Here is a 22,972-nt window from a genome sequence, read left to right as displayed (position 1 = left end):
ACGGAAATCAACGCGCCACGCGCAAACCGCCTTCAGCGCCGCGGCTGAAAACTACCTGCCACAGCTGAATATCGCGCGCGCGAAACGCACCGGCGCAGGCGTTGAGGTAATAGCTGAACATCCGTTCGAAACGCTCGCCATACTTCTCCGCCAGCTGCGGCCATGCCGCCTGGAATCGCTCGTACCAGGCCATCAGCGTAGTGTCATAATCCGCGCCAAAGTTATGCCAGTCTTCCATGATGAAGTGAGATTCGCTGGCATCGGCAATCTGCCGTACCGACGGTAAACAGCCGTTGGGGAAAATGTATTTATCGATCCACGGATCGACGTTCATGTCGGTTCTGATCGCCCCAATGGTGTGCAGCAAAAACAGGCCTTCCGGTTTCAGGTTACGATCAACCACATCGAAGTAGGTGGCATAGTTTTTCGGCCCGACGTGTTCGAACATGCCCACCGACACGATGCGGTCAAATTGCTGGTTCAAATCACGGTAATCCTGCAGCAGAATGGTCACATCCAGACCGGCACAGCGCTGCTGCGCCATTTTCTGCTGCTCGGCAGAGATAGTCACGCCATGCACTTTCACTCCGTAATGACGCGCGGCGAATTCCGCCAGTCCGCCCCAGCCGCAGCCGATATCCAGCAGCGTCATGCCTGGCTCAAGCTGCAGCTTACGGCAGATCATATCCAGCTTGTCCTGCTGTGCCTGCTCCAGCGTTTCCGCGCTTTTCCAGTAGCCGCAGGAGTACTGCATAAACGGATCGAGCATCAGTGAGAACAGGTCGTTGCCAAGATCGTAGTGCTCTTTACCAACAATCCAGGCGCGTTTCTTTGACTGCAGATTGGTGAGGCGCGCCGCAGCAATGCGCAGCGTGTCTTTAAAATGGTGCGGTAACTGCTTATCCAGATGATGTTTCAGCACGCGGTGGAAGAACATATCCAGACGTTCACACTCCCACCAGCCGTCCATGTAGCTTTCACCGAGGCCCAGCGATCCCTCCTGCAGGACCCGTTTGAAAAAATCCGCATGTCTGACCTGAATATCCCAGGGACGTGTGCCGTTGATGTGAATGTCCGCCCGCTCCAGTAATTCATGGGCGATACGAAACCATTGGTTTTCTTCAAGGCTCACTTCTTCTATACACGATGAACTCATAGCTTCTCCATCACCTTTCCGATTTGAACCTGAGAAAAAGAATAGTCAAATTCCTCAGGCCTGTGAGAGAACTCACGGAAAATCCGTGCGCCAGATAGCCGACGTACTACAGAGGTATGAATCTGAATAGAAATGTCTGCCACAACTCCGGAGGTGAATATCGTGCAGACGCCATCCCAGCGACAGTGTCGCTAAAAAATACGCTCATTATGTTATTGATTTGTTGCAGAAATGCTGACCCACTGAGTATATGCTCACGCAGGTCAGTATTCAATGGCTTATCGTTAGTTTGCTAACGATAATCGTTGCCTTAGCAATTATCTTCGCAGGGACGGGAAGCGTGAGCAATATCACTTTGTGCGCTGGCGCTGCGCTGCCACAGGAAACCGGCCCAGGCGAGGATCACCGTGGCGACCATGACCAGCGTGGTATGCAACAGCGCCTGCTGCAGACCGGCGGAAACAATCAGGCTAGCGAGGAAGCATAAGCCCAGCTGCAGCAGATTCTGCAGGCCGGCCGCTTTGCCGGTGGCCTGCGGGAACGGGGCGAGGGCGCTGGACACTACAATCGGGTAAATCGCGCCATTAGCCAGCGCCATGCCGCAGAACGGCAGCAGCAGAGCCACCAGCGGCGGCGTGGTGATCAGCGCCACCGCAAACAGACCCAGAATGCTCAGGCTGTAAATCATCAGCAACCACGGCAGCAGCTGCGCACCCTGAAAACGGTTCAGCAGTGCGCGACAGCCAAACCCGCCCAGCAGGAAGGCGATGGTCTGCGGAATATAGCTCAGGCCAATGTCCGCCGGGCTCAGACCCGCGGCGGCGAGGATAAACGGCGAGCCGGTCAGCCAGGCGAAGAAACTGGCGGAGCAGGCGGCATAAATCAGTACGTTACCGCTGTAAATACGCGTCGCCAGCAGCGTCAGCCAGCTGGGCTGCGGCGTGCTTTCGTGGCGCGCACGCGGCGCGCTGGCCAGTTTCACCGTGCCGAACAGCAGCACCAGCGTCACCAGCGTGAGCGCGAGGAAGATGGCGCGCCAGTGGAAATGGGCCATCAGCCAGGCACCCAGCAGCGGTGCCAGCGCCGGTGACAGCGCCACCAGCGGCATAATCGTGGCAAACACTTTGTTGGCTTTGGCCTGCGGATAGCGATCAACCACCATCGCCTGCCAGCTCACCGCCGCGGCGCATACGCCTACCGCCTGCACAAAGCGCAGCGCCAGCATGAGCCAGACGTTAGTTACCCACAGCATGGCAAGACAGCTCAGCGCAAACAGGCTCAGGCCCGCCAGCAGAATGGGTTTACGGCCGAAGCGGTCCGACAGCACACCCCACAGCACCTGCGCACAGGCAAAGCCGCCCAGAAACAGGCTCAGGCTGGCGCTGATGGTGCCCGGTGCGGAAGCAAAGTCGCGCTGCATGGCGCCGAAGGCGGGTAAATACATATCGGTGGCCAGAAAGCCGAGCATGCTCAGCACGGCAAGGTAAGGCAGAAATCCTTTGGATGACAGCATGATTTTTCTCATTCGGCAGGTTGAACGGCGGGGAGTGTAAAAGGGTGCAGCGGGCTTTGTGAAACGCTAATATTTGCAGGGTGCTGTTAAAATTTTTGAAGGGAAAACTATGTGGTCGGAATATGCACTTGAGGTAGTGGACGCGGTAGCGCGCACCGGCAGTTTTAGCGCGGCGGCGCATGAGCTGCACCGCGTGCCCTCTGCCATCAGCTATACCGTGCGCCAGCTGGAAGGCTGGCTGGCGGTACCGCTGTTTGAGCGGCAGCATCGCGAAGTGGTGCTGACGGCAGCAGGCGAGCATTTTGTGCGTGAAGGGCGTTCTGTTATCAAAAAAATGATGGCCACGCGCCGTCAGTGTCAGCAGCTGGCTAACGGCTGGCGCGGTCAGCTCAGTATCGCGGTAGATTGCATCGTCAAACCGCAGCGCACCCGCCAGCTGGTAAAGGATTTTTACCGCCATTTCCCCGATATGGAGCTGATCATCAGCTACGAAGTATTTAACGGCGTGTGGGACGCGCTGGCTGATGGGCGTGTCGATGTGGCGATTGGCGCCACCCAGGCCATTCCGGTCGGCGGCCGCTTCGCCTTTCAGGATATGGGCGCGCTCAACTGGCGCTGTGTGGTGAGTCCGCAGCATGCGCTGGCCCACAGTCCGCAGCTGGACGACGAAACCCTGCGCGCCTGGCCGTCGCTGGTGCTGGAAGATACGTCACGCGCGCTGCCGCGCCGCATGACGTGGACGCTGGATAACCAGCGGCGGCTGGTGGTGCCGGAGTGGGAAACCGGGCTGGATTGCCTGCAGGCTGGATTGTGCGTGGGCATGGTGCCGGGGCACCTGGCGCGCCCGCTGCTGGACAGCGGCGCGCTGGTGGAGCTGGCGTTGCCGCAGCCGTTTCCGGACAGCCCGTGTTGCGTCAGCTGGTCTGAGCAGCGCGCGTCACCGGCGCTGGCGTGGTTACTGGAATATCTGGGCGATGCGGAGACGCTGAACCACGAGTGGCTCAGCGAGAAGGCGGCTTAACGGCGGTAATCGCGGAACGGGCCATCGGCCACGGAGCGGCGCTCAATCAGCGTGGGCTGCACTTCAATGGTCTGCGGCTCTTCGCGTTTGCTGGTGATGCGGTCCAGCAGCATCTCCAGTGCCTTTTCCCCCAGCTGCGCTTTCGGCTGGTGCACGGTTGTCAGCGCCGGGGTGAAGTAGCGCGCGTTGCGCACATTGTCGTAGCCAATCACCGAAATATCCTGCGGCACGCGCAGTCCCATCTCGTCGGCCGCGCAAATCGCGCCCATCGCCATGATATCGCCGCCGCAGAACACCGCCGTCGGGCGCTGTTTCTGGTTCAGAATCTGCTGCATCGCCTGATAACCTGACTCCGGTTCGAAGTCACCCTGCACAATCCACTCGGGACGGACGCTGATGCCCGCTTCCTGCATCGCCTGCAGAAAACCCGCATGACGGCCACCACCGGTGTTGCGCTCCATCTGGCCAGGGATAGCACCGATATCACGATGGCCGCGCTCAATCAGGTATCGTCCGGCGAGGTAACCGCCGTGGAACGCATTGTCCTGCACGGTATCGGTAAAGTCCCCGCGCGATTCGCCCCAGTCCATGACCACCATCGGGATATTGCGGTTCTCTTCCAGCATCTGCAGCAGATCGTCGGGATATTCGGAGCACATGACCAGCAGGCCATCGACGCGCTTTTGCGCCATCATCGACAGATAGGCACGCTGTTTTTGCAGATCGTTATGCGCGTTGCCGAGAATCAGCGTGTAACCACGCTCAAAGCAGTGATTCTCCACGGCTTCAATAATTTCGGCGAAGTAGGGCGCTTCGCTGGAGGTCGCCAGCAGGCCCAGCGTCTTGGTGTGATTCACCTTCAGGCTGCGGGCCACCGCGCTCGGTGAATAGTGCAGCGCTTTAATCGCTTCCCATACGGCGTTACGCGTCTCTTCCGCGACAAAACGCGTTTTGTTGATGACATGCGAAACCGTGGTGGTTGAGACCCCGGCGCGTTTCGCCACATCTTTAATGGTTGCCATGAAAATGGTACTCCTGGGCTTATCGCAACTTACTGATAAGTATATTGTTAAACGTTTGCGTCTGCTAATGGTTTTGCGCCCTGAATATCAGGGCTAATCTGCTTAATCGGGCAGGGAAACATCCTTCAGCAGGCTGTCAATGCAGCATGCGCTAAATCTGTTGCGCAACGAAAGGCGGCGATTCTAGCAAGCCGGGGCGGATAACACGAGATTTTTGCCCATCACTGTGCGAAAATTATTTAACCATGCAAACTGTGTGACTAAGGAGTTGTGATGAGTACCGATTTAAAACTGGCATTGACCACCACCGCCGCTGCTCTGCTGATGATTATTGCCTTTAGCTTTACCGCCATTCTGCATTAATAAAAAAGCCGGTGCTGCTGAGCAGCCACCGGCTTTTTTGTTGCGCAACGCTGGGGTTAGCGCACGGTTTTCGGCGTCATCATACGGCGTGCGCCAACGTAATGCTTCTGCCAGTAATCCTCGCCCAGCGCGCTAATCTGAATGTCCTTACCGGTGCGCGGAGACTGAATGAATTTACCATTGCCCAGATAAACCCCGACATGGTCGGCGGTGCCGCGGTTGTTGATGCGAAAGAACACCAGATCGCCTTTCTCCAGCATCTCGCGCTTGATCGGCGCGGCGTCGCGCAGGTGATACATCTCATTGGCGGTGCGGGGAAATTTAAACTTCACCAGGTCTTTGTAGGCGTACCACACTAAACCACTGCAGTCGAAACCGGTGTGCGGTGAGGTACCTCCCCACTGATACGGTTTACCCAGCTGGCCCATCAGTTTCGTCATCGCGGTTTCGCGCGCTTTTTGATAGCGCAGGCGGTGGGCCTTGCTCATTTTAATGCCGCTCAGCTGCTGCACTTCATCATCAACGGCAACGTCACGCGATTTTTTCGCCAGCCGCTGATGACCATATTTTTTCGCACTGAGCTTAAGTGAGGATTTGCGCTGCGTGGTGTACTGAAGTACCGTTTCGCTTTTCTGCTGTTTTTTCAGCCTAAACTTCTGTACCGACGTCAGGCGTGACTTTTTGCTGGTGGTTTTCACCGGGCGTCGTTTGCGACGCTCATCTTCACGCGCGTTCTTTTTCTCCGCTTTCTGCAAACTGGCATTAACCGGCGCATGCGGAGAAGCCGCCGCCACATTAAAGAACAGTTGGGCAAAAGCCAGTATGAAAAGCGTAATCAGTAAACGCATAGTCCGGTTACAGGTTAAGCCGTCGGCAGGAAGCCAGACCGCGGTAAAGTTAGAAAAATCTGATCGACGATCAGCACCGGGGCAATTCTAATCCACTTTTTTTGCAAAAGGTAAGGTCTTTTTCCATTAATCTGTCACGGTACTGAAAGTGGGGCAAAAATGAGCGATTTCAGCTGTTTAACCCAGCGGAATTATTGCTAATTATTAATTGATTAATGCTTATTAATGATACGAAAATGTTATTCGTGGCGCGCGAACTTAACAAACATGGCGATATGCGCCGGCTAAGGCAAAATCCCGTTTTCAGTCGCGGGGCGAAGTCGCTACAATAAACAAACACGAAGTGAAGGATTAAGGAAGGCAAAAATGAGTACTGTTGAAAAAATTCAGCGCCAGATCGCAGAAAACCCGATCCTGCTGTACATGAAAGGTTCGCCGAAACTGCCAAGCTGCGGTTTCTCTGCGCAGGCGGTACAGGCGCTGTCTGCCTGTGGTGAGCGCTTTGCGTACGTAGACATTCTGCAAAATCCGGATATCCGCGCTGAGTTACCGAAATACGCCAACTGGCCAACCTTCCCGCAGCTGTGGGTGGATGGCGAGCTGGTCGGCGGCTGTGACATCATCGTTGAGATGTTCCAGCGCGGCGAACTGCAACCGCTGATCAAAGAGACCGCTGAGAAGCACAAAGAAGCAGAATAAGAAAAAGGCCGACAGCAGTGTCGGCCTTTTTTTTGGCTGCGGTCTGACGGGCCTCAGGCCGAGGCATCGTCTTCGGCCGGCTCTTCACTCACCGCCAGCGGCCAGCCGCCGAGGCGTTTCCAGCGATTCACCAGTTCGCAAAACAGCGTGGCGGTCTGTTCGGTATCGTACAGTGCCGAGTGCGCCTGAGTGCTGTCAAAATCTATCCCCGCCGCTTTACAGGCCTTCGCCAGTACCGTTTGTCCCAGCACCAGCCCGCTCAGCGCGGCGGTGTCAAAGGTGGCGAACGGGTGGAACGGGTTACGCTTCATGCCGGTGCGCTCTGCCGCCGCCATCAGAAAATTATGATCAAAGGTGGCGTTGTGCGCCACAATAATCGCCCGGTTACAGCCGCTGTCTTTGGTGCCTTTGCGTACCATTTTGAATATGGCATGCAGCGCCTCATATTCACTCACCGCACCGCGCAGCGGATTGCTGGGGTCGATGCCGGTAAACGCCAGCGCTTCAGGATTGAGAATCGCCCCTTCGAACGGCTCCACGTGGAAATGCAGGGTTTCATCGCGGTGCAGCCAGCCATCCTCATCCATTTTTAACGTGGTGGCGGCGATTTCCAGCAGCGCATCGGTTTGCGCATTAAAACCGGCGGTTTCAACGTCAATCACCACAGGATAAAAACCACGGAAACGTTGATGGAGAGCGTTTAAGGCGTTCGATTCAGACATCAGGATCTCATTGCAGGAAATGGGGCAGCGCGCATTATGGCAAAAATCGGCGCAGGGTGCAGCAGGAGAGGGAAGTCAGCCCGCAAATTAGCAGGCTGACTAACGGCATTAGTTGCCGAGGCCGTGACCGGCGTGTTTGTTTTCGATCAGCTCGATTTTGTAGCCGTCCGGATCTTCCACGAAAGCGATGATGGTGCTGCCGCCTTTGACCGGGCCGGCTTCACGCGTGACGTTACCGCCCGCCTGACGGATGCGGTCGCAGGTCGCCGCGACATCATCCACGCCCAGCGCGATGTGGCCGTAGGCATTGCCGAGGTCGTATTTATCCACGCCCCAGTTGTAGGTCAGCTCAATGACCGCACCTTCGCTCTCTTCGGTGTAACCCACGAAAGCCAGGGTGTATTTGTATTCGGTGTTTTCGCTCTGACGCAGCACGCGCATGCCCAGCACGCGGGTGTAAAAATCGATGGAGCGCTGCAGATCGCCAACGCGTAACATAGTGTGAAGTAAACGCATAACATCCTCTTTTCAAAAGTCATCAGGGAACCCGCTTAGTATAGCGAGGGAATGCCCTGAAGAAAGCACGCGGCCGCACATCCGCTGCGGCCGCGTTTGACTTACAGTGTCGGGTAGTCGGTGTAACCTTCCGCGCCGCCGCCGTAGAAGCTCTCCGGACGCTGCGGGTTAAGCGGTGCATCCTGCTGCAGGCGCGCCACCAGATCCGGGTTGGCGATGAAGTCACGGCCAAAGGCCACCGCGTCAATCAGGCCACGCGCAATCAGATCGTCCGCTTTTTCCACGGTGTAGGCACCGGCACCGATAATCACGCCCGGGAAGGCGGCGCGCACTTTCTGGCGGAACTCATCGGTGTAAGGCTTACCGCCCGCCCAGTCTGGCTCAGACAGGTGCAGGTAGGCGAGGCCGCGCTTGCCCAGTTCGCTGATGTACCACAGTGCCGCTTCTTCTTCATCCGGACCGTTTTCCAGATTCTGGAAGGCGCCGATTGGCGAGATACGGATACCGATGCGATCGGCTGACCAGTTAGCAATTGCCGCATCGACCACTTCCAGCGCGAAACGGCCGCGCTTCTCAATCGAACCGCCGTATTCATCGGTACGCTGGTTAGAACCCGGTGCGAGGAACTGATGCATCAGATAGCCGTGCGCAGAGTGCAGTTCCAGCAGATCAAAATCGGCGTCGCGCGCATTGGCTGCCGCCTGACCGAAGTCTTTAACGATCTGCTGAATTTCTGCCACGCTCAGTTCACGCGGCATGGAGGTATCTTCGCGGTATACGCTGCCGTCGGCGGCGCGCAGCGAGGTGCGGGTGCCAGCGGCGATCGCGGACGGTGCGACCGGCGCTTTGCCATCCGGCTGCACGCTATTATGCGAGATGCGGCCGGTGTGCCACAGCTGAACGGCGCTGTGACCGTGCGCGGCGTGAATACCTTCGTTAATCATTTTCCACGCAGCAATTTGCTCCGCGGTGTGTAAACCCGGCGCACCGGCGTAGCCTTTCGCCTGGAACGAAACCTGGGTGGCTTCGGTAATGATCAGACCCGCGCTGGCGCGCTGCTGATAATACTCCGCCATCAGCGGGGTAGGAATATCGCCCGGTTCAATGCTGCGCAGACGCGTCAGCGGCGCCATAAATACACGGTTAGGTACGGTAATCGCGCCCACTTTCAGCGGGGTGAACAGCTGTTTACTCGCCATGATGACTCCTGTAATAGACCGGTCGTCTAGAAATTGCCGTTTTTAAAAATCAGCGGTGATTAAGCCACTGTTCGATGGTGTCGAGCGCCAGGCTAATCGGCCCGGGCTCACGTGAAATCTTGCTCTGCAGGCTGGCACCCAGCCACAGCAGATAACAGCGCTGCGCCAGCTGCTGCGGGCTTTGCCCATAGGGCAGCGGCTGTTCGGCTGCGACCTCCGTCAGACAGCGTGCATAAGCCGCCGTGATGGCCGTAGCACCGCGCTGCAGCGCATCGCGCATCGGTTCTGACAGATCGCACACTTCGCCGGAAAGCTTAACGCCCAGACAGCCGACAATGTGACCCTGCTCGATAAACAGCCGTTCCGCGTAGCGAAAATGCTGCAGTAAGCGTTCACGTGCAGTAACACCGGGCTGGGTCAGCTGCTGTTCAACCTGCTGCTGATAGTTGACGAAATAGCGCTCGAGCAGCGCCACACCAAACGCTTCTTTCGAGCGGAAGTAGTGATAAAACGAGCCTTTCGGCACTTCCGCCAGCGCCAGCATTTCGCTCAACCCCATGCCGGTGAAACCGCGCTGCAGGCAGACCTGCTCGCCGGTGGCGAGCAGATGTTCACGGGTTTCGTTGCGTTGCACTGTCTTGTTCATGGCAGGCAGAGTATTAGACCAGTCGGTCTAATGCAATCCTCAGGCGCGATTCTGGCACGATTTGATCATATCCAGCTGTGGCTGATACTGCTGCGTCTGGATGTTGAACAGGCCGAGCACCGTGTGGAACAGATTATCCTGCGACACCGCTGTCTCTGCCGCCTGCTGGCGCAGACAGGCCTGATCAATGTGATACGCCGCGGCGTAGCCCGGCGACATCCACAGCAGCAGCGGGATGTGCGTCTGCTGCGACGGCGCAAACAGGTACGGCGCACCGTGCAGGTACATGCCGTGTTCGCCCAGCGATTCGCCATGGTCGGACAGGTACACCAGCGCCACGTTAAAGCGATTGCTCAGGCCTTTCAGCTTATCGATGGTGCGACTCAGCATATCGTCGGTATACAGCAGCGAGTTATCGTAGGTGTTGACCAGCGCCTGGTGGTCGCAATCCTGAATCTGATTGCTGTCGCAGGTAGGCGTAAAGCGCTGGAACGCGGCCGGATAGCGCTTAAAGTAAGCCGGACCGTGGCTGCCCATCTGGTGCAGTACGATGATGCCGTCATTGTGCAGGCTGTCGACATAGTTATCAAAGCGATGCAGCAGGACGTCATCGAGGCAGAAGCCATCGTGGCAGTACTGTGGCAGCTGCCACTGCGTCATATCGGTATGCGGCACGCGGTCACAGGCACCTTTGCAGCCGCCGTCGTTTTCGCGCCACAGCACGCTGATTCCGGCATGGGCCAGCACATCCAGCACGCCTTCCTGATGATGGGCGAGGTTCGCGTCATAGTGCTCGCGCGGCATATTCGAGAACATGCACGGCACCGAAATGGCGGTTTCCGTGCCGCAGGAGCTGGCGTTGGGATAATAAATCACCTGCTGCTTTTTCAGCTGTGGGTTGGTGTCGCGCGCATAGCCGCCGAGGGAGAAGTTCTCCGCGCGCGCAGTTTCACCCACCACCAGCACCACCAGCGTCTTCTTCGACCCGGCGGTGATCAGCGGCCCTTTCTTCGCATCTTCGCCAATCTTTACCAGCGCCTGGCTGCCCTGCAGATAGCGCTGATCGACATAATGGCCGGTGCCACTGACAATATTGGCAGGAGTGATCATCTTCACCAGCCCTTTGTTATTGCGGATCAGCGAAGCGTAGTCTTTGTAGAACAGCACGGCCATCAGCAGAATCACCAGTACGGCACCGAGCGCACTGGCGAGGCGCTGCAGCAGATTCCACCACCAGCGCTGGCGATTGCTGATACGGACGCTGCACACCAGCGCGACCGGAAGAATGCCCATCAGCAGCATCCAGATGACATAGTTGCGGCTCATCAGCGCGCCGGTTTCCTGCGCATTCGACTCAAACACGTTTTCAATCATGTTGGTGTCGATGACCGTACCAAAGCTGTGCATAAAGTAGTTGGCGGCGGCGCTGGCGAGAATCAGCACAATCAGCAACGGTTTGCGTATCCACGGCCAGGCCAGTAGCGAGAAGAGCAAATAAAACGCCGCGACCAGCACCACCGGCATGCTGGCGGCGAACAGGTAATCATGCACGCGGGTGTAGGGAATAATTTCCCACGCGCGCAATAAAAACAGGGCATTGAGAACAACGGCAAAGAACAACGCGGCCAGTAAATTAAAACTGTTGTCGTGACACTGTAACTTAGAGATCAGTTTCATGGAGACTCATCGGAATAACGGAATATGACAATCGTATGAATTGAAGATGAGGAAAACCTTAACCGCGTCTCCTTACCTGATTGATTCCCTGACTATTGCCACGGTGACGGACGCTGGCGTGGTTGTCGCCGTGTACAGTACCAGCAATAACGGTTTATGCCTTGCACTATGTCACTAAGCTGTTATCAATAAGAGTGGATAGGTTCATTGCGGAGGTGATGTGGCTGAGCAATTAGAGTTTTTTCCGGTTCCGAGCCCTTGTCGCGGTATCTGCCAGAGCGATGCGCGCGGCTATTGCCGTGGCTGTCTGCGCAGCCGGGAGGAGCGCTTCAACTGGATGAAATTCAGCGATGCGCAAAAACGCGAGGTGCTGCGCCTGTGTCGTCAGCGCCTGTTGCGCCTGCAGCGGCAGCAAAAAGTGGATGAAAATCCTGATCCACAGCAACCGGAGCTGTTTTAAGAAAACGCGCCGTGCGCATTTGGTTATACTCGCGCTTTCGCTATTGCGCAGAAGGGAGTTTAACCATGTTACAACCGCACGCTATTGCCCCACAGGGACCCGCTTTTTCGCCGCTGATCGCCGGTTACTGGCGGCTGATGGAGTGGGGCATGACGCCGCAGCAGCTGGTGCAGTTTATTGAGCATCACCTGGCATTGGGCATCACCACCGTTGACCACGCCGACATCTATGGCGACTATCGCTGTGAAGCCGCGTTCGGCGAAGCGCTGCGCCTGGCACCGCAGCTGCGCCAGCAACTGCAAATCGTCACCAAGTGCGGCATTGCCACCCGCGCGAAACCCGAGCATAAAATCGGTCACTACATCACCGAAGCCAGCCACATCCTGCACAGTGCGGAAAATTCGCTGCGCCACTTTGCCACCGATTATCTCGATCTGCTGTTGATTCACCGTCCGGATCCGTTAATGGATGCGGATGAAATCGCTGAAGCCTTCCTGCAGCTGCATCAGAGCGGCAAGGTGCGTTATTTTGGCGTCTCCAACTTTACCGCTGCGCAGTTCACGCTGCTGCAATCCCGCCTGCCGTTTAGCCTGGTTACCAACCAGCTGGAAATCTCACCGCTGGAGCAGTCAGCGCTGCTCGACGGCACGCTCGACCAGTGCCAGCAGACGCGTATGCGCCCGATGGCGTGGTCGTGCCTCGGTGGCGGCCGCCTGTTTAACGATCCGCACTACCAGCCGCTGCGCGATGAGCTGGAACAGGTGCGTCAGGAGATCGGTGCCAGCAATATCGAGCAGGTGGTCTATGCCTGGGTAATGAAGCTGCCCAGTCGTCCGCTGCCGATTATCGGTTCCGGTAAAACCGCGCGCGTGAGCGACGCAGTGAAAGCCTGTGAACTGACGCTGGATCGCCAGCAGTGGTTCCGTATTCGCAAGGCGGCGCTCGGCTACGATGTGCCCTGAAGCGTAAATCTGCGTCAAACTACGGCAGCCTGGGCAAAAGCAGTCCAGGCTTAGAGGGAATCTGAACCGTAAGGAGACGTTATGAAAAAAACCATTATGGCCGTGCTGACGCTGGCGTGTGCTGCCGGTGCACACGCGGCGTCAGAAGACGTGACGCTGCATCAGGTGACGGCGCAGGGTATCGGTGAGTCGATCGGTAAGGTGACCATCAGCGAAACCCCGTATGGCCTGCAGTTCGCGCCGGCGCTGAGCGGGCTGAAACCCGGCATTCACGGCTTCCACGTCCACGCTAAAGGCAGCTGTGAGCCCGGCGAATCCGCCGGCAAAACCGTGGCGGCCGGCGCGGCGGGTGGTCACCTCGATCCGCACAACAGCGGCAAGCACCTCGCTCCCTACGCTGACGGTCACCTCGGCGATTTGCCCGCGCTGTATGTCACCGACGACGGCAAAGCCAGCTATCCCGTGGTGGCGCCCCGTCTGAAATCGCTGAGCGAGATCAAAGGCAAAGCGTTGATGGTGCATGTCGGCGGCGATAACCATGCAGACCATCCGCAACCGCTTGGCGGTGGCGGGGCACGTCTGGCCTGCGGCGTGATCTGACTACCGGGCGGCGACGGGCCTGACCCGCCGCCGCCGCGCAGAAAAATTCTGACCCATTTTCCTGCTACTCAGCGGCAACATTCCATCCTATGATGTTGATTCAGGAACGGAACCGCTCAGGGGCAGGCATGAAAACGCGTGGGATTTTGCTGTTGTGTTTAGCGCTGGTGGGCTGCGATCGCCCGAATGATACCCAGCTGCGACTGGAGGCCAGCCGTCAGCTGCAGCGAGATATAGATACCAATCCGCTGCGCGCCAGTTGTGAAAATATTGCCCGCGGCCGCGAATGGCTGACGCAGCATACCCTGCAGCGGCTGCAAGCTAAAGGCTGTCAGAACGTCCTGCGCAGCGCCACCGAAACCAATTTCACCCATACCGAAATCCGCCGTCACAGCATCACCGTGGTGTGCGGCGGCATTCAGGGCACCAGTTTTACCGGCAGCACGCTGGCACGGCGCTTTATCTACTCGTCGGACGAGAAAGCGCTGGTGATCGAACCGATGTCCGAGCAGGATAAAACCCGCTTTGAAGGGCAGAAGACCCTGCAACAGCTGCACGATGACTTTGATCGGCAGTTTACCCAGTACTGTGAATGATCAATCCGGCACTGCCTGACGCAGCTGCGCCAGCGAACAGCGCAGGCGCCACAAAATACCCGCTAGGGTATTCGCGTCGCTCTCCGGCTGCCCCTGAAGCTGATCAATGGCCTGCTGCAGCGTATCCAGCGCGGTCTGCAGCGAGTCGTGACGCACACCGCGCAGACTCATAATGCGCTGCAAATCCTGCAGACTGCTGTCGCGCAGCTGCGCCAGCGCCGGTGAGCGGGGTTGCCAGGCGCGCAGCTGCCAGACAATGTGCGAACAGTTCAGCAGCACCACGCCCCAGCGCAGCAGCCACAGGCGCGCCTGCTCATCACGGCTGTGGCTCAGCTGGCTGATGTGATGATAAATCTGCGATTCAAACCGGCTTTCACTCAGGCGCGGCTGGCGACGTAGCTGATCGAGAAAAGCGTGGCGCAGCGCCCGGATATGGCGCCGGCTGCGGCGCGCATCAGAACCCGGCTGTAACACCTGAAACGCCAGCCACGCCAGCAGGACGCCACACACTTTTGCCAGGTTATCGTTAAGGAAGCTCTGGAAATCCCAGTCTGGCGGATTACTTACCGCGATAAACGATCCCATAAACACAATAAACTGGCCCCACAGCGCGGCGCGTTGCTTCTGTTGCAGCTTAAACAGTTGCAGCGTCAGCAGCAGCGGGAACAGCAGCAGCAAAAACTGCCACAGCGCGCTGATTTGCACCATCAGACCAAACTGCAGCACAAAGCTGAACAGCGACAGCCACAACAGCGTTTTCAGCAGCAGCGACACGCTGCCGCCGGGCGAAGGCGATGACGAGTAGAGCACGCAGGCAATAGCGGTAAGCGTCAGCGCGGCGGCGCCAGCGTCCCACTGGGTCCCGATCCAGAACGCGCAGCCCAGCATGATCACGCTAAACGTGCGCAGCGCACTCCAGCCAGCTTCGGCACTGTCGCTGGCACGTGCCAGTGCCGGCGCGTACGGTGGCTGGAAACGGGTGTCAGCGTCGGCGCGCTCAATCAGGCGAATCCAGCGCTCCACATTCAGCCACACCCAGCAGAAGTAGCGCAGCCGCTGGACAAAAGCACGCTGGCGGAAATCACCGTGCACGTCCGGCGTGATGCTGCGCAGAATCTGCGCCAGCCGGTATTTATCACACTGCGGCTGCGCCAGTTCGTGCAACAGCTGTTGCATTGCGCTGTACAGCGCCGGTGGCGCGTCGGGCCAGTTAAGCAGCATGCGCCGCAGGCTGGAGAGCACACTGGTCAGGCGCAGCTGCTGATGCAGCACGTAGTTAAGCACGTTATTTTGCCGGCGGAAGCGATAGTGGCTCCAGAAGGCCTGAATGCGCAGCAGATTCATGGTGAGGATCTGGCTGATCACCGTTTCGTGGGCGGTGCGCACATTTTCCGTGCTTCTCTGCTGCAACAGCAGCACCGCGTGGTCGAGCAGGCGGGTGTGCATCTGGCGCAGCGAAAGCATCAGCGCGCTGCCGTCCGAGGTGCTGGGCAGGATCATCATCATCAGCCCGGCACAGAGAATCCCGACGATCACTTCGCACACGCGCGCCTGGGTGATGTCCCACAGCTGGCTGACGTCGCTAACGTTGACGCTGCTGAAGGCGATAATCGCGGCGGTGTAACCGGCCAGTGAAAAGGCGTAGGCCACATTGTTTTGAAAATGGCTGGCGACCCAGGTGCAGAGCGCCAGCCAGCCGGCCATGAAAAAGGCAAACAGCCACGGTTCGTTGAGCGTATGGCCGGCGATCAGCAGCGCGGCGCTGGCACCGAGCAGGCTGCCGACGATGCGACCCAGGCTTTTGCTGATGGCGCCGCCGACGGTGGGGAAACTCACCACTGCGGCGGACGTCATGGCCCAGTAAGGCTGATCCAGCTGCAGCGCATACGCCAGGGTGAGCGCCAGACACATCGCGATTGCGTTACGCAACGCATAGCGCCACTCGCCGCCGGTTGCCTTTATCCACGGCAGATTGTGCAGGCCAGCCACTGCAGATTCATGCCGGCCTCAGTGCGCGACAGAGATGGTGCAGGTGGTACCGGCCACCAGCGGCACATTATCCGGTACCGCGTTTAGCCGGATACGCACCGGAACGCGCTGCGCCAGCCTGACCCAGGGCACGTTGGGTTTGATATCGGGCACCAGACCGCCGTCGCTGGCGATGCTTTGATCGTAAATGGCCCGCCCGATACTCTCCACCTGGCCCTGCAGTCGTGCGCCGTTGCTATACAGCACGATTTGCGCCGCCGCGCCGGGCTGGATATGGCGCAGTTTGGTCTCTTCGAAATAGCCCATCACATAGTAAGAGTGGCTGTCGACCAGCGCGAACATTGGCGTACCGGCGGTCGCGTAATTGCCGGCACGCAGCGTCAGGTTACTGACCCAGCCGTCGGTCGGTGCCGTCACCGTGGTTTGCTGCAGGTTCCAGCGCGCCTGATCGAGCATCGCCTGTGCGGCTTTCGCTGTGGCGGCTGCCGCATTCGCGTTGAGGCGCGCCGCGTCCATATCTTCAGCGGAGATCACGTTACGCGGCAGGCTGGCACGGCGATCCGCCTCATGCTGCGCTTTGGCGAGGTCGGCCTGCGCCTTCGCCAGCTGGGCCTGCGCATTGGTCAGCGCAATCTGCCACGGCACCGGATCCAGCGTCAGCAGCACCTCGCCTTTATGCACAAACTGATTGTCGCGCACGGCCAGCGCGCTGATGCGGCCGGAGACCTCGGGCGTCACGTCCACCAATTCAGCGCGCACTTTGCCATCGCGCGTCCACGGGGCCTGCATGTAGTAGTTCCACATCCACCAGCCTGCGAGCAGCGCCAGGGCAAACACCACAAGGGTAGAAAAGTACTTAAAGGGGTTGAATTTCATGGTGATTTATCCGAGGCTCAGTATCCACAGTGCGCCGCTCACGCACAGAACAAACAGTGAGAGATCCATTAAGGTGGGGTGCCAGACATCGCCGGAGTAGATCCAGCCGCGCAGCAGCGGATGAATCAGCAGCCAGAAAAAGAAGCCCAGCAGCACCGCTTTGAACAGCGGCGGGAAGAACAGTGAGGCACCGAATACCAGATCGGTCAGCGGCGCCGTCGCGGTGAGCGCGAAGATTGACACGTGGCATCATCCTTTTTACCCGGGCACGGTTAAATCAAGTGTAGACAGCGGGCGTGCCGTCTGGCCCGGGATTTGTAATTTGTCCTGTAAACTCGCAGAATAGTGTAAAATCTGGCTTGATAGCTAGCAAGCTAATTATAAGGAGATGAAATGGATACGCCGCTTGGAACAGATCTGTCTCGCCTGGTGCGCATCTGGCGCGCGTTGATCGACCAGCGTCTGAAGCCGCTTGAGTTGACACAAACCCACTGGGTGACGTTGCACAATATTCATCAACTCCCGCCAGAGCAGTCGCAGATTCAGCTGGCGAAAGCCATCGGTATTGAGCAGCCGTCGCTGGTGCGTACGCTGGATCAGCTGGAAGAGAAGGGGCTCATCACCCGCGCCACCTGCGCTAACGATCGCCGCGCCAAGCGCATCAAGCTGACCCGTCAGGCTGAGCCGATCATTGAGCAGGTCGAAAACGTGATAGACGCGACGCGTGACGACATCCTCTCCGGCATCAGCCTCGAAGAGATCAATCAGATGGTGACGCTGATTGCCCGGCTGGAAAAAAACATTCTCGAGTTGCAGAACCGCGAGAAATAAAAAAACCGACGCACTGGCGTCGGTTTTTTTTATCTTTGCGCTTAGCGCGGAGAGACGGTGACCTGGCTGCCGTTGGAGGCCATCACCACGCGCTGGCCGACCGAGTAACGACTGGCGGACTGCTTCTGCACCACCATAATGGTATTGCCGTCATCCTTACGGATCTCCAGCTCTACGCCGTCAGATTTGTTGAGCGCACCCTGCACGCCCTGACCGGCTACGCCGCCCAGTACCGCACCCCCGGCCGTTGCCAGACTGCGCCCTGCGCCGCCGCCGATGGTGTTACCGAGGAAACCACCCAGCACCGCACCGCCAATGGCACCGATCACATTGCTGTCATCGCCGCCCTGAATTTTTACCGGACGCACGGAGACCAGCGTACCGTATGAGACGCTTTGAACCTGCTTGGCTTCGCTGGCGCTGTAAACATCGCCGGAAAGGGTATCGTTATTAACACAGCCAGCCAGCGTGATACCCGCCAGGGCTACGGCTACGAAACGCTTAATCATGAGAAAGCTCCTTAATGCAAAAAAACGCCATATTCTCGTCCTGTACTGCAACAGTATAAGTCAGAAAATGGTCAATTGACGCGATGTCCGAACAATATGCGGCTGGGCCGAAGCATAGACCACCGCCCATCAACAAAAATTCAATTGCCGGATGAAAATAGTTTGCTGCCGGAATGCGTGTCGCAGCGCAGTTGAAAAGCGGAAATTTATCATAGAATTAGCCCCGGTAATTTGCCAGGCTAAACACAGATGCATTGCAGGCCCGCAAACGGGTAAGGAAGCGCTATGAAATCAGGACGCTATATCGGCGTGATGTCCGGCACCAGCCTGGACGGCGTAGACGTCGTGCTGGCCGCGATCGACCAGCATATGGTGGCGCAACAGGCCAGCTACTGCCATCCCATCCCGCTGGCGCTGCGTCAGCAGGTGCTGGCGATTTGTCAGGGACAGACGCTGACGCTGTCGCAGCTCGGTCAGCTTGATACCCGGCTCGGCCAGCTGTTTGCGGAAGCCGTACTGACGCTGATGCAGCAGCAGGCGCTGGAGGCCAGCGATATCATGGCGATTGGCTGCCACGGCCAGACGGTGTGGCACGAGCCGCAGTCGGCGGCACCGAATACGCTGCAAATTGGCGACAATAACCAGATCGCTGCCGCGACCGGCGTCACGGTGGTGGGCGATTTTCGCCGCCGCGACATGGCGCTGGGCGGCCAGGGCGCACCGCTGGTACCGGCTTTTCACCAGGCGCTGCTGATGGACAGCGTTGAACGGCGCATGGTGCTGAATATTGGCGGCATCGCCAATCTGTCGCTGCTGATACCCGGTCAGCCGGTGCGTGGCTTTGATACCGGACCAGGTAATATGCTGATGGATGCGTGGATCTGGCGCCACAAAGGCCTGCCGTTTGATAAAGATGCCGGCTGGGCGCGCAGTGGCCAGGTCGTGCCCGCGCTGCTGGAGCAGATGCTCGGCGATCCGTGGTTTGCGCTGCCGCCACCCAAAAGCACCGGTCGGGAATACTTTAACCTGGGCTGGGTGGAACAGCAGCTGCAGCGCTTCCCGGCGCTGGCCCCGCAGGATGTGCAGGCAACGCTGTGCGAGCTGACCGCGCTGACTATCGCCCATCAGGTACAGCTCAACGATGGCTGCGATCGTCTGCTGGTGTGCGGCGGCGGCAGTCGCAATCCGCTGCTGATGGCGCGGCTGGCCGCGCATTTGTCTGGCACTGAGGTGGGCACCACCGATCAGGCCGGTATCAGCGGTGATGATATGGAGGCGCTGGCCTTTGCCTGGCTGGCGTTCCGCACCCTGTCCGGGCTGCCGGGCAATCTGCCGGCGGTGACCGGCGCGCGCGAAATGAGCGTGCTGGGTGCCATCTATCCCGCCAATCCCCACGCAATACGTTAAGGAGCAAATATGAAAAAGATGATCGTGCTGGCCGGCACCCTGACCTTACTCAGCGGCTGTGGTATCTGGCATAAACCCGCACCCGCGCCAGAGACGTTACATTACCAGTGCGGCACGCTGCCGCTGACGGTCACGCTGGACAACGCGAAGCAGCAGGTTAGCTTTATTCTGGACGGCAAACCGCTCACGCTGACCCAGACGGTGTCTGCCTCCGGCGCGCGCTACAGCGATGGGAACTACGTTTTCTGGTCAAAAGGCAATGGCGCCTTTGTTGAACGCAACGATAAAATCGTGATTAATGATTGTGAACTGCAGAACGCGGATGCCTCCCCACAGTAAGAGAGAACCGGGATACCAGCATGAGCGACAGTGACAGCTTGCAACACATTGCCCACCTGCGTCGGGAGTACACGCGCGGCGGGCTGCGGCGCAAAGATTTGCCAGATACTCCTCTGGCGCTGTTTGAGCAGTGGCTGCAGCAGGCGTGCGCCGCGCAGCTGCCCGATCCCACCGCCATGACGGTGGCGACGGTGGACAGCAGCGGCCAGCCCTATCAGCGCATCGTACTGCTTAAACACTACGATGAGCAGGGCATGGTGTTTTACACCAACCTCGGCAGCCGTAAAGCGCTGCAGCTGGCGGACAATCCGCGCATTTCCCTGCATTTCCCCTGGCATTTCCTTGAGCGTCAGGTGATGGTGCTGGGCGAAGTGGAGAAACTGTCGCCGCTGGAAGTGCTGAAGTACTTCCACAGCCGTCCGCGAGACAGCCAGATTGGTGCCTGGGTATCGAAACAGTCGAGCCGGATTTCCGCGCGTGGCGTGCTCGAGGGCAAATTCCTTGAGCTGAAGCAGAAGTTTCAGCAGGGGGAAGTGCCGCTGCCGAGTTTCTGGGGTGGATTCCGCGTCAGATTCCACACCATGGAGTTCTGGCAGGGCGGCGAACATCGCCTGCATGACCGCTTCCTTTATCAGCGTGATGGCAGCGGCTGGACAATCGACCGTTTAGCACCGTAAAACTGCGTTTTATCCCCTTTCAGCGCTGGCGCGCGGCTCGTCAGCGCTTTATGCTATAGCCCTCATTTTTTTCGTATCCGCACGTCAGCGGACAGCTGTGTACCAGCATAGGTGCAGTCTGATCAATTTGGAGTCAGTGATGACCAGCAGTAACCTGATACAACAATTGCAAGAGAGAGGCTTAGTAGCCCAGGTAACGGACGAGGAAGCGTTAGCAGAGCGGCTGGCGCAAGGGCCAATTGCACTCTATTGCGGCTTTGATCCCACCGCTGATAGCTTGCACTTGGGCCATCTGGTGCCGCTGCTGTGCCTGAAACGTTTCCAGGATGCCGGCCACAAGCCGGTGGCCCTGGTCGGCGGTGCCACCGGCCTGATCGGCGATCCCAGCTTTAAAGCGGCCGAACGTAAACTCAATACCACGGAAACCGTTAACGAGTGGGTAGAGAAGATCCGCAAACAGGTTGCGCCTTTCCTCGATTTTGACTGCGGCGACAATAGCGCCATCGCGGCCAACAACTATGACTGGTTTGGCGGCATGAACGTGCTGACCTTCCTGCGCGATATCGGTAAGCACTTCTCGGTCAACCAGATGATCAACCGTGAAGCGGTGAAAATGCGCCTGAACCGTGAAGATCAGGGCATCTCCTACACCGAGTTTTCCTACAACCTGCTGCAGGGTTACGACTTTGCCGAACTGAACAAGCGCTACGACGTGGTGCTGCAGATTGGCGGCTCCGATCAGTGGGGTAACATCACCTCCGGCATCGATCTGACGCGTCGTCTGCATCAGCAGCAGGCGTGGGGACTGACTGTGCCGCTGATCACCAAATCGGACGGCACCAAATTTGGTAAAACCGAAGGCGGTGCGGTATGGCTGGATGCGAAGAAAACCAGTCCGTACAAGTTCTACCAGTTCTGGATTAACACCGCCGACGCGGACGTCTATCGCTTCCTGAAGTTCTTCACCTTCATGAGCATTGAGGAGATCAATGCGCTGGAAGAAGAAGACAAAACCAGTGGCAAAGCGCCGCGCGCGCAGTATGTGCTGGCTGAGCAGGTGACGCGTCTGGTGCACGGCGAAAGCGGGCTGAGCGCGGCGAAGCGCATCACCGACAGCCTGTTCTCCGGCAGTCTGAGCGACATGACCGAAGCGGACTTTGAGCAGCTGGCTCAGGATGGCATGCCGACCATTAGCCTGAAGGCGGACGACGATCTGCAACAGGCGCTGGTGGCGGCGGAACTGGTGCCGTCACGCGGCCAGGCGCGCACCATGATTGGCTCCAACGCGGTATCTGTCAACGGTGAGAAACAGTCTGATGCCGAGTATCGTTTCAGCGACAGCGACAAACTGTTTGGTCGTTACACGCTGCTGCGTCGCGGCAAAAAACACTACTGCCTGATTAGCTGGCAGTAAGGTGCAAGGGCCGGTCTCCGGCCCTTTTTTATGGCAAGCAGTACAGGGCAATAATGAAAAATATCCTCGCAATCCAGTCTCACGTGGTTTATGGCCACGCCGGTAACAGCGCGGCCGAATTCCCGATGCGACGCATGGGCGCCAACGTCTGGCCGTTAAACACCGTGCAGTTTTCCAATCACACCCAGTATGGTCACTGGACCGGCACCGTGATGCCCGCCACCCATTTGACCGATATCGTCAGCGGGATCGCCGCCATCGATCGTCTGAAAACCTGCGATGCGGTGCTGAGCGGCTATCTCGGCTCGGCGGAGCAGGGCGAACAGATCCTGGAAATCGTGCGTATGGTGAAGGCGGCGAATCCTGACGCCTGGTATTTCTGTGACCCGGTGATGGGCCATCCGGAAAAAGGCTGTATCGTCGCGCCCGGCGTGGCGGAGTTTCACTGCAAGCAGGCGATGCCGGCCAGCGATCTTATCGCGCCGAACCTGCTGGAGCTGGAGATGCTCAGTGGCCAGACGGTCGCTAACGTGGAACAGGCGGTGGTTGCCGCTCGCGCATTGATTGCGCAGGGGCCGCGCGTGGTGCTGGTGAAACACCTGGCGCGCGCCGGACGCCGTAGCGATCGCTTTGAAATGCTGCTGGTCACCGCCGATCAGTGCTGGCACATCAGCCGTCCGCTGGTGGATTTTGGTGTGCGTCAGCCGGTGGGGGTTGGCGATCTGACCAGTGGCCTGTTGCTGGTTGACCTGCTGCACGGCAAATCGCTGCAGGATGCGCTGGAACATGTCACGGCGGCAGTATATGAAGTGATGCTGAAAACCCACGAGATGGGCGAGTATGAACTGCAACTGGTGGCGGCGCAGGATGCGATTGCGCAACCCACGCAGCACTTTGCGGCAGAACAGCTATAATCGCTGCTAATCAACA

At 58.3% G+C, this 22,972-nt stretch carries 25 protein-coding genes and 1 pseudogene; 13 read left to right on the top strand and 13 right to left on the bottom strand.

Translation table 11 applies throughout. The features are described from left to right. Positions 1-7: 7 nt before the first annotated feature. The gene (gene cfa / locus AC6I8P_RS10440; protein ID WP_021506223.1) at positions 8-1,156 is read right to left on the bottom strand and encodes a cyclopropane fatty acyl phospholipid synthase; all 1,149 of its coding nucleotides are present in this window, start codon (positions 1,154-1,156) and stop codon (positions 8-10) included. A 310-nt stretch (positions 1,157-1,466) separates the two neighbouring features. Then, on the bottom strand, positions 1,467-2,669 hold the full coding sequence (gene punC, locus AC6I8P_RS10435) for a purine nucleoside transporter PunC (protein WP_481657674.1): 1,203 nt from the start codon (positions 2,667-2,669) through the stop codon (positions 1,467-1,469). A gap of 109 nt (positions 2,670-2,778) precedes the next feature. Between punC and punR the strand changes: the two genes are divergently transcribed. After that, positions 2,779-3,690 (top strand): DNA-binding transcriptional activator PunR, encoded by a 912-nt coding sequence (punR, locus tag AC6I8P_RS10430; RefSeq protein ID WP_481657673.1) that lies wholly within the window; start codon positions 2,779-2,781, stop codon positions 3,688-3,690. Here punR and purR read toward each other — a convergent pair. After that, complete coding sequence (gene purR / locus AC6I8P_RS10425; RefSeq protein ID WP_021506220.1) at positions 3,687-4,712, bottom strand: HTH-type transcriptional repressor PurR; 1,026 nt, start codon at positions 4,710-4,712, stop codon at positions 3,687-3,689. The two genes, punR and purR, sit on opposite strands and share 4 nt — an antisense overlap. 273 nt (positions 4,713-4,985) lie before the next feature. On the opposite strand from purR, the gene cydH reads away from it, so the two are divergent. Then, on the top strand, positions 4,986-5,075 hold the full coding sequence (gene cydH / locus AC6I8P_RS10420) for a cytochrome bd-I oxidase subunit CydH (protein ID WP_021506219.1): 90 nt from the start codon (positions 4,986-4,988) through the stop codon (positions 5,073-5,075). A gap of 56 nt (positions 5,076-5,131) precedes the next feature. Here the strand turns inward: cydH and AC6I8P_RS10415 are convergent, their stop codons facing one another. Then, entirely contained in the window at positions 5,132-5,923 is a 792-nt protein-coding gene (locus tag AC6I8P_RS10415; RefSeq protein WP_498030593.1) for a C40 family peptidase, read from the bottom strand. Between the two features lie 366 nt (positions 5,924-6,289). Here AC6I8P_RS10415 and AC6I8P_RS10410 point away from each other — a divergent pair, with 366 nt between their 5' ends. Then, positions 6,290-6,622, top strand: coding sequence for a Grx4 family monothiol glutaredoxin (locus AC6I8P_RS10410; RefSeq protein WP_021506217.1), 333 nt, complete (start codon positions 6,290-6,292; stop codon positions 6,620-6,622). Positions 6,623-6,675: 53 nt separating this feature from the next. On the opposite strand, the gene rnt is transcribed toward AC6I8P_RS10410, so the two are convergent. The 5 genes from rnt to eptA all read right to left on the bottom strand — a co-directional run bounded on the left by rnt (position 6,676) and on the right by eptA (position 11,382). Beyond that, positions 6,676-7,344, bottom strand: a complete 669-nt coding sequence (gene rnt / locus AC6I8P_RS10405) for a ribonuclease T (protein ID WP_021506216.1) — start codon at positions 7,342-7,344, stop codon at positions 6,676-6,678. Between the two features lie 108 nt (positions 7,345-7,452). Then, positions 7,453-7,860, bottom strand: coding sequence for a lactoylglutathione lyase (gene gloA / locus AC6I8P_RS10400; protein WP_021314698.1), 408 nt, complete (start codon positions 7,858-7,860; stop codon positions 7,453-7,455). Between the two features lie 101 nt (positions 7,861-7,961). Then, a complete protein-coding gene (locus AC6I8P_RS10395; protein ID WP_058776267.1) occupies positions 7,962-9,059 on the bottom strand; it encodes an alkene reductase in 1,098 nt (365 codons plus the stop codon). A gap of 49 nt (positions 9,060-9,108) precedes the next feature. After that, positions 9,109-9,705, bottom strand: a complete 597-nt coding sequence (locus AC6I8P_RS10390; protein WP_031279165.1) for a TetR/AcrR family transcriptional regulator — start codon at positions 9,703-9,705, stop codon at positions 9,109-9,111. Positions 9,706-9,744: 39 nt separating this feature from the next. Further along, the gene (eptA, locus tag AC6I8P_RS10385; protein WP_215480251.1) at positions 9,745-11,382 is read right to left on the bottom strand and encodes a phosphoethanolamine transferase EptA; all 1,638 of its coding nucleotides are present in this window, start codon (positions 11,380-11,382) and stop codon (positions 9,745-9,747) included. A 220-nt stretch (positions 11,383-11,602) separates the two neighbouring features. On the opposite strand from eptA, the gene AC6I8P_RS10380 reads away from it, so the two are divergent. From AC6I8P_RS10380 to AC6I8P_RS10365, 4 genes are all read left to right on the top strand, one after another. After that, positions 11,603-11,842: a DUF1289 domain-containing protein gene (locus tag AC6I8P_RS10380; protein WP_021506211.1), complete on the top strand. Its 240-nt coding sequence runs from the start codon at positions 11,603-11,605 to the stop codon at positions 11,840-11,842. Between the two features lie 65 nt (positions 11,843-11,907). Continuing rightward, complete coding sequence (locus tag AC6I8P_RS10375) at positions 11,908-12,804, top strand: aldo/keto reductase (protein WP_104092875.1); 897 nt, start codon at positions 11,908-11,910, stop codon at positions 12,802-12,804. An 81-nt stretch (positions 12,805-12,885) separates the two neighbouring features. Continuing rightward, on the top strand, positions 12,886-13,404 hold the full coding sequence (sodC, locus tag AC6I8P_RS10370; protein WP_498030592.1) for a superoxide dismutase [Cu-Zn] SodC: 519 nt from the start codon (positions 12,886-12,888) through the stop codon (positions 13,402-13,404). A gap of 128 nt (positions 13,405-13,532) precedes the next feature. Next, positions 13,533-14,000 carry a hypothetical protein gene (locus AC6I8P_RS10365; RefSeq protein ID WP_021506208.1) on the top strand — a complete coding sequence of 156 codons (468 nt, stop codon included), beginning with the start codon at positions 13,533-13,535 and terminating at the stop codon, positions 13,998-14,000. Here the strand turns inward: AC6I8P_RS10365 and AC6I8P_RS10360 are convergent. The 3 genes and pseudogenes from AC6I8P_RS10360 to AC6I8P_RS10350 form a co-directional block, all read right to left on the bottom strand. Next, positions 14,001-16,000 (bottom strand): annotated as a pseudogene (locus AC6I8P_RS10360) (FUSC family protein). 7 nt (positions 16,001-16,007) lie between these two features. Continuing rightward, positions 16,008-16,865, bottom strand: a complete 858-nt coding sequence (locus tag AC6I8P_RS10355; RefSeq protein WP_125309672.1) for an efflux RND transporter periplasmic adaptor subunit — start codon at positions 16,863-16,865, stop codon at positions 16,008-16,010. Between the two features lie 6 nt (positions 16,866-16,871). Continuing rightward, positions 16,872-17,108, bottom strand: a complete 237-nt coding sequence (locus tag AC6I8P_RS10350) for a DUF1656 domain-containing protein (protein ID WP_021506205.1) — start codon at positions 17,106-17,108, stop codon at positions 16,872-16,874. A gap of 150 nt (positions 17,109-17,258) precedes the next feature. On the opposite strand from AC6I8P_RS10350, the gene slyA reads away from it, so the two are divergent. After that, a complete protein-coding gene (gene slyA, locus AC6I8P_RS10345) occupies positions 17,259-17,696 on the top strand; it encodes a transcriptional regulator SlyA (protein ID WP_010618966.1) in 438 nt (145 codons plus the stop codon). A 41-nt stretch (positions 17,697-17,737) separates the two neighbouring features. Here the strand turns inward: slyA and slyB are convergent, their stop codons facing one another. Beyond that, positions 17,738-18,205, bottom strand: coding sequence for an outer membrane lipoprotein SlyB (slyB, locus tag AC6I8P_RS10340; RefSeq protein WP_021506204.1), 468 nt, complete (start codon positions 18,203-18,205; stop codon positions 17,738-17,740). A gap of 285 nt (positions 18,206-18,490) precedes the next feature. Between slyB and anmK the strand changes: the two genes are divergently transcribed. The 5 genes from anmK to pdxY all read left to right on the top strand — a co-directional run bounded on the left by anmK (position 18,491) and on the right by pdxY (position 22,956). Next, positions 18,491-19,612, top strand: coding sequence for an anhydro-N-acetylmuramic acid kinase (gene anmK / locus AC6I8P_RS10335; RefSeq protein WP_104092879.1), 1,122 nt, complete (start codon positions 18,491-18,493; stop codon positions 19,610-19,612). A 9-nt stretch (positions 19,613-19,621) separates the two neighbouring features. Then, a complete protein-coding gene (locus AC6I8P_RS10330; protein WP_498030591.1) occupies positions 19,622-19,951 on the top strand; it encodes an MliC family protein in 330 nt (109 codons plus the stop codon). A gap of 20 nt (positions 19,952-19,971) precedes the next feature. Further along, positions 19,972-20,628, top strand: coding sequence for a pyridoxamine 5'-phosphate oxidase (gene pdxH / locus AC6I8P_RS10325; RefSeq protein WP_021506201.1), 657 nt, complete (start codon positions 19,972-19,974; stop codon positions 20,626-20,628). 139 nt (positions 20,629-20,767) lie between these two features. After that, positions 20,768-22,042: a tyrosine--tRNA ligase gene (gene tyrS / locus AC6I8P_RS10320; protein ID WP_059011053.1), complete on the top strand. Its 1,275-nt coding sequence runs from the start codon at positions 20,768-20,770 to the stop codon at positions 22,040-22,042. Positions 22,043-22,095: 53 nt separating this feature from the next. After that, positions 22,096-22,956: a pyridoxal kinase PdxY gene (gene pdxY, locus AC6I8P_RS10315; protein ID WP_058776274.1), complete on the top strand. Its 861-nt coding sequence runs from the start codon at positions 22,096-22,098 to the stop codon at positions 22,954-22,956. Positions 22,957-22,972: the final 16 nt, after the last annotated feature.

This window comes from gamma proteobacterium symbiont of Lampromicra miyakona, assembly GCF_059730895.1.
Note: the sequence above shows the minus strand (reverse complement) of the source record. Positions and strands in the feature narration are given on the sequence as shown.

Coding starts and splice junctions, on each gene's coding strand:
- tyrS (WP_059011053.1), top strand. CDS start 20,768: ATGACCAGCAGTAACCTGATACAACAATTGCAAGAGAGAGGCTTAGTA.
- anmK (WP_104092879.1), top strand. CDS start 18,491: ATGAAATCAGGACGCTATATCGGCGTGATGTCCGGCACCAGCCTGGAC.
- AC6I8P_RS10395 (WP_058776267.1), bottom strand. CDS start 9,059: ATGGCGAGTAAACAGCTGTTCACCCCGCTGAAAGTGGGCGCGATTACC.
- eptA (WP_215480251.1), bottom strand. CDS start 11,382: ATGAAACTGATCTCTAAGTTACAGTGTCACGACAACAGTTTTAATTTA.
- gloA (WP_021314698.1), bottom strand. CDS start 7,860: ATGCGTTTACTTCACACTATGTTACGCGTTGGCGATCTGCAGCGCTCC.
- AC6I8P_RS10330 (WP_498030591.1), top strand. CDS start 19,622: ATGAAAAAGATGATCGTGCTGGCCGGCACCCTGACCTTACTCAGCGGC.
- punR (WP_481657673.1), top strand. CDS start 2,779: ATGTGGTCGGAATATGCACTTGAGGTAGTGGACGCGGTAGCGCGCACC.
- AC6I8P_RS10355 (WP_125309672.1), bottom strand. CDS start 16,865: ATGAAATTCAACCCCTTTAAGTACTTTTCTACCCTTGTGGTGTTTGCC.
- rnt (WP_021506216.1), bottom strand. CDS start 7,344: ATGTCTGAATCGAACGCCTTAAACGCTCTCCATCAACGTTTCCGTGGT.
- slyB (WP_021506204.1), bottom strand. CDS start 18,205: ATGATTAAGCGTTTCGTAGCCGTAGCCCTGGCGGGTATCACGCTGGCT.
- punC (WP_481657674.1), bottom strand. CDS start 2,669: ATGCTGTCATCCAAAGGATTTCTGCCTTACCTTGCCGTGCTGAGCATG.
- pdxY (WP_058776274.1), top strand. CDS start 22,096: ATGAAAAATATCCTCGCAATCCAGTCTCACGTGGTTTATGGCCACGCC.
- AC6I8P_RS10390 (WP_031279165.1), bottom strand. CDS start 9,705: ATGAACAAGACAGTGCAACGCAACGAAACCCGTGAACATCTGCTCGCC.
- AC6I8P_RS10375 (WP_104092875.1), top strand. CDS start 11,908: ATGTTACAACCGCACGCTATTGCCCCACAGGGACCCGCTTTTTCGCCG.
- slyA (WP_010618966.1), top strand. CDS start 17,259: ATGGATACGCCGCTTGGAACAGATCTGTCTCGCCTGGTGCGCATCTGG.
- sodC (WP_498030592.1), top strand. CDS start 12,886: ATGAAAAAAACCATTATGGCCGTGCTGACGCTGGCGTGTGCTGCCGGT.
- AC6I8P_RS10365 (WP_021506208.1), top strand. CDS start 13,533: ATGAAAACGCGTGGGATTTTGCTGTTGTGTTTAGCGCTGGTGGGCTGC.
- purR (WP_021506220.1), bottom strand. CDS start 4,712: ATGGCAACCATTAAAGATGTGGCGAAACGCGCCGGGGTCTCAACCACC.
- cydH (WP_021506219.1), top strand. CDS start 4,986: ATGAGTACCGATTTAAAACTGGCATTGACCACCACCGCCGCTGCTCTG.
- pdxH (WP_021506201.1), top strand. CDS start 19,972: ATGAGCGACAGTGACAGCTTGCAACACATTGCCCACCTGCGTCGGGAG.
- AC6I8P_RS10415 (WP_498030593.1), bottom strand. CDS start 5,923: ATGCGTTTACTGATTACGCTTTTCATACTGGCTTTTGCCCAACTGTTC.
- AC6I8P_RS10410 (WP_021506217.1), top strand. CDS start 6,290: ATGAGTACTGTTGAAAAAATTCAGCGCCAGATCGCAGAAAACCCGATC.
- cfa (WP_021506223.1), bottom strand. CDS start 1,156: ATGAGTTCATCGTGTATAGAAGAAGTGAGCCTTGAAGAAAACCAATGG.